This window comes from Shewanella sp. SR43-8 (genome assembly GCF_014163775.1).
In the GTDB taxonomy this organism is placed as follows: domain Bacteria; phylum Pseudomonadota; class Gammaproteobacteria; order Enterobacterales; family Shewanellaceae; genus Shewanella; species Shewanella vesiculosa.
Map to the genome: position 1 here is coordinate 189075 of NZ_JACJDX010000005.1, position 17949 is coordinate 207023.

Genomic DNA, 17949 nt, shown 5'->3' on the forward strand with positions numbered 1-17949 from the left:
AAACGATGACCACCTTAGTGTTACTCAGAGGCTTAATGCGCGACAGCCGCCATTGGTATGGTTTTGACCAGCGTTTAAACCAGCAAGGGCTCAATGTCATTTGTGTTGACTTGCCCGGTAATGGCCTATTAGTCAATCAGCCTAGCCCAGGTAAGATGCAAGACTATTGCGAGGCGGTGTGGCTACAAATTGATGCCGCTTTGCTCAAGCAGGCCATGCGGCCAAGCCAAGTTAAGTTGGTCTTGGTGGGATTATCTATGGGCGGTATGTTGGCGCTAACCATGGCGGCGCAGTGTCGCTCACGAATTCAGCATGTGGTGTTAATTAACAGCAGTGCGGCCAACTTGTCGCCTTGGTATTATCGGTTTCAATGTGTCGGCTTAGTGACCTCTATAACGCATGTTTTACTAAGGTTTTTGCGCTCTGGCTTAACGAGCTCTCAGCAAGCCAACACAGGCAAAGGTCACTGGTTAGAAGCGATTGTCGTTGATTTTACCAGCAGGCATTTTAGTCACAACATTGAAGTGATTAATGCTTGGAGTTTACTGAGATTGCAATGCCATACATCATTTATCAATGGACTAAGGCAATTGTACGCTTCGGCCCGTTTTCATAGTCCTGAATTGAATAACATACCGGTCAGCGTGATAGTCGCCAATCAAGATAAGTTAGCTCACCCCAAATGCAGCGAACAGTTAGCGCTATTTTATCAAACACAGTTACATAAAATGGATGATTGCGGCCATGATGCCAGTCTCGATCAGCCACTGAAATTACAACAAGTATTACTGGATATTATTCGTTAGAAGTCATTTATTAGGGCTTATCAAATCGTGATTAGTGACTCTAGCTTGCTTGCCATTTTTTTATGTCTTGCTGCCAAGCATTGGCGGTAAAGTCGATAAATGCTCTGGCGACGGTTTGTTGATAACTGCGCGACAAATACACGGCCCATATGGTTTTACCTGGTACCGTCAGTTGGGGTAATACTTCAACCAGTTCTTGGCGTTCAAGGTAGCCATTGGCTAAATCGGTAGGTAAACACACTATGCCATTGCCGCGACGGGCTGCATTGATTAATACGCCCATGTCGTTGGCTTGTAAATTACCGCTCACATCCAATAGGTGAGGTTGTGAGTCTGCAATTATTTCCCAGCGTTGCTGACTAGAGTGACGCAAACAGTTGTGTTGCAATAAGTCATTAACCGATTCGATGGCTGAGTGTTTGGCGAGATAGTCTGGGGAGGCACAAATGACGCTATCGATGTGCATTAAGCGTCTAGCTATTAAGCTTTCATCTGGCTGATGAGTGTAACGCAGGGCGATATCAACCCTGTCGTTAACCAATTGTGAGACATTATCCGACAGTAATAGTTGTATATTAACCTGAGGATGTTGCAGGCAAAAAGCCTCAACTACGTCATACAGTTTGTGTTGCCCAAGTCCAATGGGCGAGGCGATACGGATACTGCCTACCAGTTCATTATTATGACTATTGGCGCGACTCTCCATCGCGGTGACTTCACTTAAAATACGCTGGCAATAATTCAGTGCTTCTTCGCCTTGTAAGGTAAGACTCACTTGGCGAGTGGTGCGATGTAATAATCGCAACCCCAACCATTGCTCAACTTCTTTGATATGGCGTGACACTTGTAAACGGCTTAAACCTAGTTGCTCGGCCGCTTGGGTAAAGCTGCCACAACTGGCCACTTCCACAAAGCTGCGTATAGCAGATATTTTGTCCATAACATCATCCTATCGCGACAGCCAAAGGTTATAAGCTTTCTATATTTTCCAATAGGTTATCGGCTTTGTTAATAATGGCCTGTTGCGTGTGCGCATCCATTTTTTGCCAGTTTTTATACACCATAGTCATGCGAGGGTTGTGTTGAAATTTCTCTTGATGGCGTTGAATAAAATGCCAATATAAACTGTTGAATGGGCAGGCATTATCTTCTGTCTTGAGTTTGACATTGTAATGGCAGCTTTTGCAATAGTCGCTCATTTTGTTCAAATAGTTACCGCTGGCGGCATACGGTTTGGTGGCCACAATGCCGCCGTCGGCAAATTGAGTCATCCCGCGGGTATTGGGCATTTCGACCCATTCGATGGCATCAATGTAAATGCCCAAATACCACTGGTCGACGTCATCTGGATTGATACCCGCGAGTAAACTAAAACAGCCCGTGACCATTAGCCGTTGAATATGGTGGGCATAGGCATAATCGAGCGACTGTTTTATGGTGTGGTGCATGCAATTCATCTTAGTGTTGGCGGTCCAAAAATACTCCGGCAGGGGTCGTTGTGCTTGCAAGGCATTTTGCGTCGCGTAGTCGGGCATATTGATCCAATAAATACCGCGGACATATTCGCGCCAACCGAGTATTTGGCGGACAAAACCCTCTACTTGGGCCAGTGAAATATCATCTTGATGCGCTTGCCAATGGGCGATAACTTTATTGATGACTTCGCTAGGTGAAATCATTTTGCTGTTAAGCGCAAACGATAATCTTGAGTGATATAGACTCCAATCCGCACGACTATTTTCGGTCATTGCATCTTGAAAATGACCAAAGCGGATTAATAAATGCTGGCAAAAAAAGTCAAGTAACTCACGTGATTGGCGTCGATTAAGCGGCCATAATAATTGGCTTTCTGCTTTGCCTATGGTGTTGATATTATGGCGCTTAAGTCGGGCTAAAATATCACTGACGTCATTGGCAAACATTAATGGCGCAGGAATATCGCCAAGGTCATTCTTTTTAAAGCTGGCACGGTTTTGCTGGTCAAAGTTCCACTGGCCTCCCAAAGGTTCTCCATCTTGCATCAGCACATTAAAACGTTTGCGCATCCGCCGATAAAAGAACTCCATTTTGGCGTGTTTTTTCGGGGTGAATTCAGTTTGAATATCGCTAAACGGCAGTAAAAAATGTTCACTGTCAGTGCTATTGATAGCAATGCCTGGTAGTAAAAGAGAGCCCAATTGCTGCGCTAAACGGTATTCGTCAGCGTGTTGGTATTGAAAATGGGTTAATTGATGCGTTGCAGTAATGTGTTCAAGCAAGGCGGGTAGGTCGGCATACTGCTGGGTTTCATCTAAGGTCAGGTACAAAACTTGATGACCACTCTTGGCTAAGGCCTGTGCAAATTGCGCCATAGAGGCAAAAAAGGCGCAGACCTTCTGAACATGATGAGTGACGTAGCTTGCTTCTTGTCCCAACTCGGCAATCAAATACACCACATTAGGATCGACTTGTTTAAACCAGGAGTGTGACGCATTAAGTTGATCGCCCAAGATGAGTCTCAATGTGCTGGTTTCTGGCAATAATGTTGGTGAAGCATTGGTGTAAAGTGTCGTCATGGTGATTACCTTTATTCAGATTTATGTCGGCGACAGCGTTCAGAACAATATTTAACCTTGTCCCAATCTTTAGCCCATTTTTTACGCCACGCAAACGGGCGTTGGCAAACTAAACAGACTTTATGCTCAAGATGGCGTTTTTTATGTGTCATGACGGTCTTTAGCCTGAGTTGTTGTGGCTATCGGTTTGCCCTTAGTTCGTTTTCGCTTAGGGCTAACATGACGACCTAATACCGCAGCGATATGGCGTTTAACTTGAGGTTGATCGCGATATGACCACAAGCGATCGCGGGCAATTTGTGATGCCAGAGTAAGATCTATCATAGGTTCAGGGTAATCACGGCCTAAGATTAGGTCATTGAAAATAGCTTCCATTGGCGGTTGCAGCCAAGGTTGATGAATATACTCATTGGGTAAGTTGGTGAGCTCTGGGCACCACAATCGAATAAACTCCCCGCGTGGATCTTGGTCTTGTGACTGCTTGATGGGATTGTATAAGCGTATGGTGTTAATGCCTGTCACCGAGGCTTGCATTTGCAGTTGCGGGTAATGGATCCCAGGTTCAAAATCGAGAAAATAATTGGCTAACGGTAAGCTAGCATGTTGCCACGCAATGTTTAAATGATGGGTCACAAAACTGACCAACATGGCGCGCATTCTAAAATTGATATAACCAGTCTCTCGTAAACAGCGCATGCAGGCATCAATAATGGGGATCCCCGTTTGGCCTTCAGCCCAGCGCTGAATATCTTGCGCTACGTTGTCGTCGCTGCGATAAGGATAATCTAGATACCCAGGGTTTACCGGGGTGAATTCCATGCTGCATTGGCTTTCAAATTTCTGCATAAAATGGCAATGCCAATGTAGGCGCGACATCATCGCCAATAAAGGCTTTTTCCACGCTTTATTGCTGGTTTGTACTGCGTTATAACGGGTTAATGTCGCTTGATACACTTGCTTTAAACTGATGTTTCCCCATGCTAAATAAGGTGATAAGCGTGAACAGTGGCTGCGACTTAAGCTCGGGCTCGAAATACTGCGTTGGTAGTCTTTACCACGGTAGCTTAGAAAACTGCTCAGTATTGCTCTAGCCGCTTTAGGACCACCCGTTTGGAATTGATCATTGTCTGTAATGATGGCCTGATCGATAAGCGGAGTATGGTAGTTGTCGAGCTTTTGCAGCTGACATTGTTGCCAATTTGGGACCGCAATACGGCTGTTCATCACTTGTTGCCAGTGTTGATCCCAGGCTTGACGATGCTTGCGCCCTCGAACTACCGCACCTGTTGGTGATTGTTGCCAAGGGATCTGTTGCTGATGACACCAGAGTGCCACCGCTTTATCGCGCTCAAAGCTGTTGTGTAGACCAATCTCTTGATGGCTGAACATAGTGTTAATTTCAAACTGTTGTGATAACTCGTCCAGTAAATCAATTATTGGTACACAAAAGGCATACACCTGACCATTAAATCGCGCCAGTTGTTGATTCATATCTTGCAGCGACTGCCACACAAAGCGCCAATGACGTTGATTATAATGCGGGTCAGCCAGCATAAAGGGTTCAAAATCATAAATAAGCAAGCAGGGTAAATCATGGTTAAACGCATCGACCAGCGGCTGATGATCAGACAAGCGCAAGTCGCGTTTAAACCAGACGATATTAATAGCCTGTTTGATCGTGTCGGGCATGGCGCCAAAAATCTCATGGTGAATTAGGCTATTAGATACGCATTAGCATGCCGTTTAGATTGCTTTAAACTTCACAATTATGATTTATTTTGTATCTCTAAATGAAACAATTAAGCGCAATAAGTGATATTTATCTCGGATTATGTTGTCTATACACTGGCTTCATTGTTAATTAATAGAGCGAGACAAAACATGAAACTAGCAGTATTAGGCGCAACAGGTTGGATTGGTGGCACTATCATGCAGCAGGCTATTAGCCGTGGTCATGAAGTGGTTGCCGTCGTTCGCGACGCCAGCAAAGTCAGTCAAGATGTGGCCGTACGAACACTTGATTTAACCACTATGACAAGCGATGCCATAGCTAGCGCATTTGCCGACGTTGATGTGGTGATAGCGTCAATCGGCGGCCGCGCCGCACAAAATCATCAAGTGGTAGCACAAACCGCACAGCAATTATTACAGCACTTACCTCAAGCAGGCACACCGCGTTTGTTGTGGGTCGGTGGTGCTGGTAGTTTAGAAGTCGCGCCAGGGGTGACGTTAGTGTCAACAGCAGAATTCCCTGAAGAATATAAAGCCGAAGCCATCGCCCAAGGTGAAGCATTGGCAGTATTCTGCGCTACTGATTCTGCTATCAAGTGGACTTATGTTAGTCCCGCCGCCTTTATTTTCCCTGGCGAGTCCGAAGGCCCGTACCGTGTAGGTGGCGATGAATTCTTTACTGATGCAGACGGCCAAAGCCGAGTGTCAGTAGTCGATTACGCCAAAGCCATGTTAGATGAAGCCGAAAATGCCAAGCATATTAATCAACGTATTAGCGTTGCTTACTAAGTTTATTGAGTGAGCTGATTTATAGAAACAGGCCTAAACCTATACGTAAAGGCTATGCTCTAAAAACGATGCTATTGATAGCATTTTGAGTTTAACGGTACATGCCAGATAACCATGAAACAATCATTTATCATCGTTAAATGGGTACTAGGCACTACCTATTATCTTATATAAATCATAGATATAATAAAAAGGGTGCCAAAATTATTGGCACCCAGTAGCCTTAACCTTTTTTCTTTCTAGGTTTGACTATCTCTGTCGTATTTGACTCTTTTTTCAATTTACGTTTTTCTTTTAACGATAACAATGGTTTTTTCATTTCATGCTTAGACATATTATCACCTAATAATAAATAAAATATTAATAATGCTTATTTAATGCAATAAAAGAGATTGTTGAAATAAATAACCCATCGCCCTCCTTAATCATCTGTCACAGTTAATGCGTAGCTTAATTTAAAAATTTAAGCGTAGATTGCCTTTCTACTCAGAATAACGTATCTCAACCATTTAATAAGATTGTGAGACATGACTATTTAATAAATCTATTTTTAATAGTCCATATAATTAAAATTCGCCATTCTAAGCGAGCTTAAAACTATATCAACTCAATGATTTAATTAAAGATGAGTATTTTTTGATCTGTAAAAACAGATGGGCGTAAAGGGACGCCCGCTTAAACGGGGAATTCTAGGGCGAAGCTCCCTAAAAAAATAATAGAATAAAATATAATAATTGATATTTTCATAACGTCAATATAGCAGCTTAAATAATAACTTCAAGCAAATTTGTGGAAATAAAAAAGATAATAGTAACCTTAATATTTTAAATATATGACAAGTCATGAAACCATCAGTTTTCGCTAGATTTAATAAAATTACGGTCACATCGTTATGGTCTGCTATTGATTGAAATCGCTTAATGATAAGTATGCACAATTGGTAACGTCAGTGGATCCAACCCGCTAAATCTCTCGACCCAACATACACAGGTTTTAACAACATTGAGATTAATACTTCTGGGTAAAAGCTTCGGGATAACATTTTTAGGATAAAAAAGGCTCAATGATGTATTACATCAGAAGGTGAAAAGCTTAGTAAGGGCATGATATATATTTCTATGAAAAATATATCATGCTCTTAGGTTTTAATATTAAGCTTATAAGGTTCAAGTGATTGATTTTTATTTCAATTTTTTGCTAGGTAAGTTCAACGTGTATCAATAATTTCGAGCTTAGCGGTTGTATTCGCCAGCTCTTTCAGGTTGATAGAAAATTTCTTTAATTTTAATTTTTATTAACCCTCCACCAGGCTTAGGCCATTCAATTTCATCACCTTGAGAAAGCCCAAGTAACGCACTGCCAACAGGTGCAAGAATAGATATTTTATCACCACTTAAATCAAGGTCTTTGGGATAAACAAGAGTCATCATAAATTCATCACGAGACGATTCGACAGTAAATTTAACTGTTGAATTCATCGTCACAATTGTAGGCGGCACTTCCGTTGGTTCAACTATATTTGCACGGGCGAGCTCTTCTTCTAGCTCACTAATGCCGACCATTTTTTTTGTCGGTAATGACTCAATTAACTTAAAGAGTCTTATAGAATCCAGTGACGAAATAGTTATTTCAGGTCGGTTACTCATTTATCCCTCAAACAGTCCAGTAATTAATGCTTTAAAATTCACCTTGTGATCAAACTTTAATTTAAAAGAAAGTTTAATGAGGTAAAATATATTGATTATAAAATTTATGTACGATCTGAGATGCTATCCCTAATACATTAAAAATACCTTAATAAATTTAATTATTAATCTATAGTGATAAAAATATATACGCCGCCTAAATGATTAACCATAAGAACATCAATAAAGCTACTATCACAACCGACCTCGGTATTTTTATGTATTATCCCATTGATGGCAAAACTCAATAAAGCTTTTCAGCAGCGGGCTATGGTATTTGTCTTTATGAACCACTAACCAAAATGGTCGTTGCATATTAAGATGATTGCTCGCTTGAGGTAGATCCAGCCGAACTACGCGGCCATCGTTAATGGCATATTGTGCCGCTAAAGTTGATAAGCAACCTAAGCCGAGTCCCGCGGAAACACTGTTAATTAGCGCTTCTGTAGTATTAAGTTCAAACACTTCATGCCACGACGCTATTTGCGGCGCTATGGTATGTAAGAAAAACTCTCGCGAGCCTGAGCCTGCTTCACGTAATACCCATTCACTGTGTTCTAAATGGCTAAATTTGCACTTAGCTTGTTGGCTTATAGGTAACTGAGGCGCTGCGATAATACACATCTCATCATGGCTGAATTGAGTAGCGATAAGTTCTGGATGATGACTTTTCCCTTCGATCAAGCCGATATCTAGTTCGTAATCCAGCAGTTTTTGGCAAATAAGCCGTGAATTAGAAATCACCACACTTTGCGAGAAATGCTGATATTGCTGCCGAAATTGGCTCAATAACCCCGGAACAACATGGTTCCCTAGGGTGTCACTGGCACCTATTTTCAATTGACCTGAAAAAGCGTGGTCTGCATCAAACAATTGGCTGATGTTATTTGCTCTACTAAGCAGCTCGTCGGCCAGAGGTAACAGCTTGTGACCTTCTTGATTAAGAATTAAGCGGTTGTTAACCCGATCAAATAGCGCATGACCGAGTTGTTTTTCTAATTCTGCCAGTGCCATGCTCACCGCTGCTTTAGACAAATATAACGCCTCGGCTGCTGCCGTTAGGGTTTTATGTTGAGTAATGCTGCTAAAAACATTGAGCTGTTTGAGTGAAATATTCATCGCGCCTGACTTAGTGAAGGTATTGGCTAATAAACCGATAAAATGGCGGCAGTGACTTTTAAACCGCTAATTGTTTAATTTTTCTGAACGTATGTTCCGTATAATTGGATATATATAAACAAAGTGCAAGCGTAATATTGGCTTATTCTCTGATGGGTAGTTTGAGGTTGTAATGATTCGAGCAGTAAAAAATTCACTAATGGCCGCACCAACGCCGATGGCAGGGCTGGCGTTGGGTATTGCAAGTTTAGGTTGGAGTTGGGAAAACCTTGTGGATTTACACCGTTATGGACAATGGTTCTCGGCTGCTATTGCCAGTGTGTTGTTACTGATTTTGAGTGGTAAATTCATATTACATTCAAATCTATTGCGTCAAGATCTTGCTCATCCTGTGGTAGGCAGTGTGGTGCCTACCTTTGCCATGGCATTAATGGTGGTATCAAATTCGTTGGGCCATGTCTCTGCGTTAGCGGGTGATTTATTATGGTCATTTGCGGTATTGCTGCACATTAGTTTTTTAGTGGGGTTTATTTATCATCGCAGTAAGCAGTTTTCATTAACTCACATGGTACCGAGTTGGTTTGTTCCGCCGATTGGCATTGTGGTTGCCGACGTTTCTTTTTCAGGTAATGAGCATTTATTATGGGTTGCACATGGGGCACTGTTTTTTGGAATGTTGTGCTATGCGGTGATGTTACCCATGATGCTTTACCGTCTTATTTTTAGAGAACAAATTCCCGATGCAGCTAAACCAACACTAGCCATTCTAGCCGCGCCAGCCAGCTTGTCTTTAGCAGGATATCTAACCATTACTCAGCAACCGTCTCCGGTGATCGTTGGGCTATTATTTGGTATTGGGGTGTTAATGACGGCGATTATTTATCTGTCATTTTTTAAGTTATTACGGCTACCTTTTAGCCCTGGTTATGCCGCTTTTACCTTCCCTATGGTGATAGGTGCGACTGCGTTATTTAAAATGTCTGTATGGATGGAAAGCATCGGCATTGCAAACGAGTATGTACAGCAAATTCATGCTTTAGCAGAACTTGAACTGCTTGTCGCTACTGTGGTAGTCAGTTATGTTTGTCTGCGATACCTGCATTTTTATCAGCCAAAGAAGGTACAACTGGCTTCTTAATTTGCAATAAATATACTATTGGTCAATGCCTTCACTAACACTGTATGCGGCATTTAATATGAGCGAACTAGCATGACTCCAGCAATTGAAATGGCGAAAAAGCATAAAATAGATTTTGAAGTGCATGAATATCATCATGATACTAATAGTGAATCTTATGGTTTAGAAGCGGCGCAAAAACTGGCTGTACCCGCTGCACAGGTGTTTAAAACCTTGGTGGTGAGTGTGGATAATCAATCGCTGGTGGTTGGCATTGTGCCTGTATCGTCGATGCTGAGTATGAAGTTAATCGCTAAAGCTGCGGGCGCTAAAAAAGCCCATATGGCAGAAGCATTAGCAGTAGAGCGTTCGAGCGGTTATGTATTAGGTGGTGTTAGCCCATTAGGTCAAAAAAAGCGTTTAATGACAGTGATTGACGCCTCTGCGCAGCAGTTCGATTGTATCTATGTCAGCGCTGGCAAAAGAGGCTTAGAGATTTCACTAAGCCCAGCCGATTTACAATGCTTACTCAATGCTAAGTTTGCTGATATTTGCGCTCAAACATAATGACATTTGCCATTAACTAACCGCGTTGCCTTTATGCGGGGCTCAAGCAGCTGATCATTGCGCTATCAAGATTCAAACTATCAAGAGTCAAACTAGCAAGATCCACTTCAGCAATCATAGTGATACAGGATTATTAATTTATTTTTGCTTTAAACTCTGCTTGAGTTTGGTTATTGGCTTTTTGGTACCAATAATCCAGCATTCTCATCACTTCTGCTTGGGTGATATCTTCAGCTGTAACTTCAATTACGTCAGCGCTCGGGCTAATGACCTGACTACTGTGATCGCTTGCTATGTTTGCCCCAGATACAGGATTAAGTGATGGGTTGATTACAGTGCTAGACGCGACAGCCGCTATGGCAGCAGAAGCATTATATTGAGCCATTTCTTGGACAAAATCGCGTCCAATTTGTAAGCCTGATTTAATCAATTTATCTTGGGTAAATGCAATCTTGTTACCACTGCTATCGGTTAATGTTATGGCTGGTTTTAGATTAAATTTTTTGGCACTTGCCGCTGAGTTTATTGGCGGTAGCGTTAATCGATAATCTTGCTCACTGGCGTTAAAGCGCAAGACAATTACGTCAGAGATAAAGTCATTTTGGCTACCATTATCGCGGTAACGAGCTTGATAGCGAAAGGCTATTTGCTGCATACCATTAGGCAGAGTTGAGTCTAGCAATACCTTAGACTGTTGGTGTGATGCCTTATTATTGACGAATACCGTTTCGGTTCTGTCGGGCAAATGCAAACTGGCCGCGATAGCGTATTGGCTGAATAAACTAAAGCAAAGTAACGCGATAATGCTACGCATAATGTGATTCCGTGTAGATTGATTAAGTGGTTGTGAATGCTGGGCGATAATGCTCTGGTAATTCAAAGGTTTTTAGACTGTGACTGATGGGGCATACAAAGCGGAAAAAACACGATGTTAGCGCTAAATCGGGGCAATGTTCAGCACCATTTCCATGTAAACGGTCGCCCACTACCGGATGGCCAAGACTAGCCATATGAATCCGAATTTGATGTTTACGTCCTGTGTCTATTTTTACCTGCACCTTGGATTGATCCAACGTAGCGTCGTAGGTGAGTAAGGTGGCGTATGATAGCGCGGGCTTATTATCAACAGGGCTATCAATGGTAACGGGCTTGCTCGGAAATGCACCTTCAACAATCACTTGATAGTATTTTTCTAATGCACGTGTTTCAAATAACTTAGCGATGGCTGCAGTGGTTTTTTTACTGTGTCCAAGCACTAATAAACCGGTTGCAGCGCGGTCCAGACGATGAATAATAAACGCATTGCGTTGCGGTTGTAAGTTCAACTCGGCGTAGCGGTTGATGGTGGTGTGATCACTCCACTTTGAACCTTGGCAACGCATACCATAAGGCTTATACCAAATACTGTATTCACCTTCATCAAACAGTAACTCTGCCGGAGCAACTTGTTCGTCTAAAATATATTGATTGTAATAAAGATGCAGTTTATCTCCGGGTTGCAGAGGTTTTTTCGCGCGACGAATACGATTGGTTTGCTTGCCGTGACTGTGCCATATAGCGCCTTTTTGCATGGCATCTTTTAGCACTTGTTTACTCAAACCACTGGTTTGTGCCAGTAAATTGATAGCATCAGTACCATGTTCAGTTACATCAATATGGTATTCAGTTTTATCTACAATCATTTGCAACTCTATAGATCCATTCGGTACACGGTCATTTAGGGGTAAATGTTACCTTATTTGGCTGCTGTATGTTTATTAGTTAATGAAACTTTCTCTTGAGTCGCGTATCTGGGTATCATCTGCGGCAAAGTTGTTTTAGCATAATGCGACAAAACATAGCAGCAATTGGAGTAGGTAATTTGGAACACATCATTTGGGATCTTGACCCTGTGCTGATCTCGTTCATGGGGTTAAAGGTTCATTGGTATGGGGCGTTATTTGCATTAGCGATTGCGACTGGCTTTCAAGTGATGAAGCGCATTTACACAAAAGAGGGTTTAGATGTTGAATCTCTCGACAACCTGCTGGTTTATTGTGTGGTCGGCATTATTGTTGGTGCGCGTTTAGCCCATTGTATTTTCTACGATCCGAGTTATTACTTGGCACATCCGTTGAAAATTTTCGCCATTTGGGAAGGGGGACTTGCCAGCCATGGTGGTGGACTAGGGGCGATATTGGCCTTGTATTATTACCAGCGCAAAGTGAAGTTACCGTTTTTATTTTTACTTGATCGTTTAGCGATCGCGACTGCCATATTTGGCTTTTTTGTGCGTTTGGCAAACTTTGCTAATTCAGAGATTATAGGTGATCCAACCACGCAGCCATGGGGCATTATTTTCAAGCGGATTGATATGATACCGCGTCACCCTGCGCAACTGTATGAGTCGTTTGCTTATTTATTGATATTTGTTGGCCTTTACGCCATTTATAAATATACCAATATGAAGCAAAAGCACGGTGCGATATTTGGCGTGTTTTTAGTGTCGGTCTTTAGTGCGCGTATTGCGATTGAAAGCGTTAAAGTCAGTCAAGCGGCCTACCATGAATCAATACTCAGTGCCGGACAATGGTTAAGCTTACCGTTTTTATTCACTGGCATTGTATTGCTGATTATGGCTTACCGTAAACCCAGTTAAGCGCTGAGATACTATATAGAATCTATAACAAAAACGTCCTATGCCAGATGGCATAGGACGTTTTTTTATAAGGATGATTTAGCCATAAGTGACTTATTTATCCTACTGTTATTTTCTATAATGGTTTCATACCAGCAGGCAAATATTTAAAGCGCTGCATTTGTTCGTAATGCGTGTTGACAATTTTTTGCACTTGTTCAGTCGTGAGTTTAGTTTTCCACTGATGCTTGCCACCATTTCTAAAGAAGGCATTAGCATTTTCGTGTTTCTCTACAAAGCCGCGTTTATTTTCTTGGGCTTTTAGTTGTGCGAAAGAAGAGTGCTTAATGGCATTTTTTAATCTAACAGGATCCTTTTTCAAGCCTAAAAATGACTCCACTTTTCTGAAGGCTTTTTTGGGGTCATCCAAAATATCTTCGTAGCGTAAAATCAACTTTGAAGCATCATCGGCGGTCCAACTAGACACGTGCATAGACCAAGAGGTAATGATTTGCGGCACATGTGGTACTTCATTTGGTGTGCCAGTCATTTCTTCTGCCATATAAGCTATGGCTTCATCTATGGTGTAATCAAAGTAATTGGCCATTGAAATGGCCACATCTAGCGGGTTACGGACCACATAAATTGCCCCTGATGTTACCGTCGAATTATGCAGTGGCTGGCTATTATATTCGCCCAAGTAGTTGTGGGTTTTGACAAATGTAGTGCCATTGGCTTGGTGAGCAATATCAGCCTGAACCTGTGGCCTCAGTACACTAATTTCTTCTAAAGTCAGTTCGGTGGTGGCCGTTTTATCTTTGGGTAAATAAGGTCGATAACGGTGCGCAGCCGATTCCGCTGTCGAAATGGTGTGCATGGTATTGATGTCGATTGGCTGATCTTGATTTTGAATGTAATTTTCTAAAAATGCACGCACCCAGGTATTACCCGATTTAGGGTAAGAGGCCACCCAAAGTATGTTTCCCATCCGTAATCCTTTGTTATTATTTTTGCGTCGTTCAATGCTGTAAAACTACCGATAATTGTCCGAAATGGCAAGTTTACTGGGGTGTTTAGCGAAGAATTAGAGTGTGATTATAGCGATGATAATATCACTCAATGTAAACCTTGTTATGCATATCACCCTTGATCCCCCACGGTTTATTGTTAAGTAATAAGATTGATTGCTTTACATCAAATCGCGAGCAAATGTAACATGATTGTTAATGAATGCCTTGCGACAGTTTGCTAGAGGTAATTTAGGCTGTATTAGGTATAAAACAACAAGGAGAGTTTTTGATGAATGTTAATGCAACGCTGGTTGGTCAGTTAATTGTTATTTTCGCATTGGTAGTGGGTGTTATCAGTTATTTTATTGGTCGTCGTAAAACACAATCGCCGATCCTGGCTGGTGTGCTTGGCGCTGTATTATCAATTGTACCGCTATTTGGTTTGATCTATTTAGTGGTGTTGATGCTAAAGAGTGATGTTAATTTAGGCGCAGAAACCGCAAGTCGTTAGCAAGGATGTGTACAATATTGTGACTAAGGACAGCACATATGAAGTATTTACCTTGTTTAGTCGCTAGTGTTTTAGTGTTATATGCAAACTCACTAGCATTTCAACTATCGGTAAAATATTCGTCGGTAATCGATTATCTTCTATTGGTGCCCGATTTGAATAGTCACAGTTGGGAGTACTTATTAATCGCGGGTTATGATGCCTCGATTCGGCTGCTGACAACTTTGTTTATTTTATTGATATTTAGGAAGATTGTTCCTCGGTCTCCCTTTAATGTTAAGGCTGCTGCTTTGATACAGTTGCCATTTGTGTTTCTAGTCGTACTAAATTTCGATTCAACTGATTCAACATTAATTCCTGGCTCTGCTTACGAAGCATTCCGTTTAATCGGTTCTATTTCAGAGTGTGTTTCAGTATTAATGGCTTACGGCTTAATCGTTGCGTACAACAAATTTACCTCAGAAAAAATTGCGGTTACCTCTTCACCATAGCGTTCGGCATTATCAGTTGAGCATTAAAAGGTGATAGCCAAGTTTTGTGGTACTTTACCGCGCTAACTCGGCTCTCATTCAGTCGCTGTGTCCGTGGGGTTACCCTGTAAACGCTTTGATTTTACCTAAGCAACCCTTTATACTTGCCGCTGCATTTTTATGCAGTGCGCGTTTATTAAATTTTAAGCTTAATGTACATATATTAAAGAGGTTGTCTTTCCGTAATGAATATTAAGCCGCATTAGTTTTTCCTCCCCTATTTGGATCGCTAAGATCCGTCCGTAATTGCTGCCTTGTTGGTAGTTTTTGTTGTATATCATTATCCAATATCATTTTGTCGTATTAATGAGTTAATTTCACTGCTGACGCGCGCAGATATGTCTGGCGTTAACATCTGTTATTGGCATATTGGCTAACATTAAAACAGAGTAAAACACATGATACAAAGCATGAAAAAAGAGTGGTTCTCTAACATCCGTGGAGACCTATTAGCCGGTATTGTTGTCGCGCTGGCGTTAATTCCTGAAGCGATTGCCTTTTCGATTATTGCCGGGGTGGATCCCAAAGTTGGCCTATATGCTTCCTTCTGTATTGCAGTCGTGATTGCGTTTACCGGCGGTCGTCCGGGCATGATTTCGGCCGCGACTGGCGCTATGGCGCTATTGATGGTGACCTTAGTCAAAGAGCATGGTCTTGAGTATTTATTAGCGGCGACGTTATTGACCGGCCTGTTTCAAATTGCAGCAGGTTACTTAAAACTGGGCAGTTTGATGCGATTTGTCTCGCGTTCGGTCGTGACCGGTTTTGTGAATGCGCTGGCCATTTTGATTTTTATGGCACAGTTACCTGAGCTTACAAATGTGACGTGGCATGTGTACGCCATGACCGCAGCTGGACTGGGGATTATTTACTTATTCCCATTAATCCCTGTGATCGGAAAATCCTTGCCGTCACCTTTAATATGTATTGTTGGCTTAACCATTTTTGCGGTGTATATGGGATTAGATATCCGTACCGTAGGCGATATGGGGCAGTTGCCAGATACCTTACCGATTTTCCTTTGGCCAGAAGTGCCATTAACCCTTGAAACCTTAATGATCATCTTGCCTTATTCTGCTGGTCTTGCGGTTGTTGGTTTATTGGAATCGATGATGACAGCAACTATTGTTGATGACTTAACCGATACCCCAAGTGATAAAAACCGCGAATGTAAAGGCCAGGGTATTGCCAATATCGGTGCGGGTTTACTGGGCGGTATGGCGGGTTGTGCCATGATCGGTCAATCAATTATTAACGTTAAGTCTGGTGGTCGTGGGCGTTTATCGACATTTTCGGCGGGTCTTTTTCTGTTAGTGTTAATCGTATTTCTGGGGGATTGGTTAAAAATGATCCCGATGGCAGCACTTGTCGCGGTGATGATCATGGTGTCTATTGGAACCTTCTCTTGGGATTCTATCCGTAATCTTAAACATCATCCTTTATCGACCAATCTTGTGATGGTTGCCACAGTAGTTGTCGTTGTCGCTACCCATAATTTAGCGATTGGGGTATTTGTGGGTGTGCTACTTGCCTCGTTATTCTTTGCCAATAAAGTGGGCCGTTTTATGGTGGTTAAAAGCAGCGACACTACTGCAGAAACCGGGCGTCATTATCACATTATTGGCCAAGTCTTTTTTGCCTCAGCAGATAAGTTCAGTACCTCATTTGATTTCAGAGAAGTGGTTGATAAGGTGACGATTGATTTATCTCAAGCACATTTTTGGGATATTACCGCCGTATCTGCTCTGGATAAAGTGGTGATTAAATTCCGCCGTGAAGGGACTGAAGTTGAGATAATTGGCCTTAACGCCGCCAGCGCGACCATAGTCGATAAATTTGGTGTGCATGATAAACCAGAAGACGTTGAAAAAATGATGTCTGGTCACTAAGCCCATAGCAACAGCATAAAAGGATAATAATGATGACAAATGTGATTGCCTGTATTGATGGTTCAAAAGCCACACACGCGGTATCTGATGCTAGTGGGTGGGCGGCGATGAAGTTGCATGCCCCGGTGACGTTATTACATGTATTGGATAAGTCTGCCTACCCGACAGAGTTAAATTTGTCGGGAAATATTGGCCTTGGGAGTCGTGAGCATCTGCTGGCTGAAATGGTTGAGCTTGAAGGACGCATGAGTAAACTCGCGCTCGAACAAGGTAAATATATGCTCCAAGATGCTCAAACCAGCATTGTAGCTGGACAACCATCAGTGGTGGTGCAAACACTGCAGCGCCATGGGGATTTAGTGGAAACGCTACTGGAGCAGGAAGCCGATGCCAGACTGGTGGTTATTGGTCGCCAAGGTGAGCAACATCAAGATCAGGCGCAAGCGATTGGCAGTCATTTAGAAAGTGTTATTCGCACCCTTAAACAGCCCATTTTAGTGGTGATGGCTGAGTTTGCAATGCCAAGCCGTTTTATGATTGCCTATGATGGCAGTGCCACCTCGAAAACCGTGCTTGAACGAGTGATAAGCAGCCCACTACTTAAAGGGCTCGAATGTCATTTAGTGATGGTGTCAGATAATCAGTCTCAAGCGCTAACCGAATTGACCTCAGTTGCCGACTCTCTTACTGAGGCTGGTTTTGAGGTGATAACCGCAGTTTGTCAGGGCGAGGTGCAAACGGCTCTTGAAGCTTATCAACTCGCACACCAAATTGATTTAATGGTCATGGGGGCTTATGGCCATTCACGTATTCGTGAGTTTTTTGTTGGGAGTAATACCACACGGATGATCAGTAAAAGTCATATTCCATTGTTGTTATTGCGTTAAGTAAAAAGACGGCGTCTTGATAGGGTCGCTTCGCTGCTAGGGCGTGACTTCGTCACTGCTAGGGCGTGACTTCGTCACTGCTAGGGTCGCTTCGCTGCTAGGGCGTGACTTCGTCACTGCTAGGGCCGCTTCGCTG

General features: G+C 42.4%; 18 protein-coding genes. 9 read left to right on the forward strand and 9 right to left on the reverse strand.

Translation table 11 applies throughout. The features are described from left to right. The first annotated feature begins 5 nt into the window (after positions 1-5). Positions 6-806, forward strand: coding sequence for an alpha/beta fold hydrolase (locus tag H5114_RS08215; RefSeq protein ID WP_182722663.1), 801 nt, complete (start codon positions 6-8; stop codon positions 804-806). A 40-nt stretch (positions 807-846) separates the two neighbouring features. On the opposite strand, the gene H5114_RS08220 is transcribed toward H5114_RS08215, so the two are convergent. The 4 genes from H5114_RS08220 to H5114_RS08235 are packed head-to-tail and all read right to left on the reverse strand — an operon-like array spanning position 847 to position 5050. Continuing rightward, the gene (locus H5114_RS08220; protein ID WP_182722664.1) at positions 847-1746 is read right to left on the reverse strand and encodes a LysR family transcriptional regulator; all 900 of its coding nucleotides are present in this window, start codon (positions 1744-1746) and stop codon (positions 847-849) included. A gap of 28 nt (positions 1747-1774) precedes the next feature. Then, entirely contained in the window at positions 1775-3361 is a 1587-nt protein-coding gene (locus tag H5114_RS08225; protein ID WP_182722665.1) for a cryptochrome/photolyase family protein, read from the reverse strand. Positions 3362-3372: 11 nt separating this feature from the next. Next, positions 3373-3513, reverse strand: a complete 141-nt coding sequence (locus tag H5114_RS08230; protein ID WP_124015520.1) for a DUF2256 domain-containing protein — start codon at positions 3511-3513, stop codon at positions 3373-3375. Then, positions 3503-5050 (reverse strand): cryptochrome/deoxyribodipyrimidine photo-lyase family protein, encoded by a 1548-nt coding sequence (locus H5114_RS08235; protein ID WP_220492497.1) that lies wholly within the window; start codon positions 5048-5050, stop codon positions 3503-3505. The genes H5114_RS08230 and H5114_RS08235 overlap by 11 nt, the downstream gene beginning before the upstream one ends. A gap of 192 nt (positions 5051-5242) precedes the next feature. Between H5114_RS08235 and H5114_RS08240 the strand changes: the two genes are divergently transcribed. Beyond that, positions 5243-5881, forward strand: coding sequence for an NAD(P)-dependent oxidoreductase (locus H5114_RS08240; RefSeq protein ID WP_182722666.1), 639 nt, complete (start codon positions 5243-5245; stop codon positions 5879-5881). 1232 nt (positions 5882-7113) lie between these two features. Here H5114_RS08240 and rnk read toward each other — a convergent pair. Together rnk and H5114_RS08250 are read right to left on the reverse strand one after the other, a co-directional pair. Continuing rightward, positions 7114-7527 (reverse strand): nucleoside diphosphate kinase regulator, encoded by a 414-nt coding sequence (rnk, locus tag H5114_RS08245; RefSeq protein WP_124015522.1) that lies wholly within the window; start codon positions 7525-7527, stop codon positions 7114-7116. Between the two features lie 255 nt (positions 7528-7782). Further along, on the reverse strand, positions 7783-8685 hold the full coding sequence (locus tag H5114_RS08250) for a LysR substrate-binding domain-containing protein (protein WP_182722667.1): 903 nt from the start codon (positions 8683-8685) through the stop codon (positions 7783-7785). Between the two features lie 172 nt (positions 8686-8857). Between H5114_RS08250 and H5114_RS08255 the strand changes: the two genes are divergently transcribed. Together H5114_RS08255 and ybaK are read left to right on the forward strand one after the other, a co-directional pair. Beyond that, positions 8858-9823: a TDT family transporter gene (locus H5114_RS08255; RefSeq protein WP_182722668.1), complete on the forward strand. Its 966-nt coding sequence runs from the start codon at positions 8858-8860 to the stop codon at positions 9821-9823. 72 nt (positions 9824-9895) lie between these two features. Further along, positions 9896-10369, forward strand: coding sequence for a Cys-tRNA(Pro) deacylase (ybaK, locus tag H5114_RS08260; protein ID WP_124015525.1), 474 nt, complete (start codon positions 9896-9898; stop codon positions 10367-10369). A gap of 133 nt (positions 10370-10502) precedes the next feature. On the opposite strand, the gene H5114_RS08265 is transcribed toward ybaK, so the two are convergent. Together H5114_RS08265 and H5114_RS08270 are read right to left on the reverse strand one after the other, a co-directional pair. Further along, complete coding sequence (locus H5114_RS08265) at positions 10503-11183, reverse strand: DUF2057 domain-containing protein (RefSeq protein WP_182722669.1); 681 nt, start codon at positions 11181-11183, stop codon at positions 10503-10505. Between the two features lie 22 nt (positions 11184-11205). Then, positions 11206-12051, reverse strand: coding sequence for an RNA pseudouridine synthase (locus tag H5114_RS08270; RefSeq protein ID WP_182697516.1), 846 nt, complete (start codon positions 12049-12051; stop codon positions 11206-11208). 179 nt (positions 12052-12230) lie between these two features. On the opposite strand from H5114_RS08270, the gene lgt reads away from it, so the two are divergent. Further along, a complete protein-coding gene (gene lgt, locus H5114_RS08275; protein WP_124015528.1) occupies positions 12231-13007 on the forward strand; it encodes a prolipoprotein diacylglyceryl transferase in 777 nt (258 codons plus the stop codon). 115 nt (positions 13008-13122) lie between these two features. On the opposite strand, the gene H5114_RS08280 is transcribed toward lgt, so the two are convergent. Further along, positions 13123-13974, reverse strand: a complete 852-nt coding sequence (locus H5114_RS08280; RefSeq protein ID WP_124015529.1) for a sulfotransferase domain-containing protein — start codon at positions 13972-13974, stop codon at positions 13123-13125. Between the two features lie 311 nt (positions 13975-14285). On the opposite strand from H5114_RS08280, the gene H5114_RS08285 reads away from it, so the two are divergent. From H5114_RS08285 to H5114_RS08300, 4 genes are all read left to right on the forward strand, one after another. Beyond that, entirely contained in the window at positions 14286-14507 is a 222-nt protein-coding gene (locus H5114_RS08285; RefSeq protein WP_124015530.1) for a hypothetical protein, read from the forward strand. A gap of 38 nt (positions 14508-14545) precedes the next feature. Further along, positions 14546-14998 (forward strand): hypothetical protein, encoded by a 453-nt coding sequence (locus H5114_RS08290; RefSeq protein WP_182722670.1) that lies wholly within the window; start codon positions 14546-14548, stop codon positions 14996-14998. Between the two features lie 437 nt (positions 14999-15435). Continuing rightward, positions 15436-16926, forward strand: a complete 1491-nt coding sequence (locus H5114_RS08295; protein WP_182722671.1) for a SulP family inorganic anion transporter — start codon at positions 15436-15438, stop codon at positions 16924-16926. 32 nt (positions 16927-16958) lie between these two features. Further along, a complete protein-coding gene (locus tag H5114_RS08300; RefSeq protein ID WP_182722733.1) occupies positions 16959-17813 on the forward strand; it encodes a universal stress protein in 855 nt (284 codons plus the stop codon). The last annotated feature ends 136 nt before the right edge of the window (positions 17814-17949 follow it).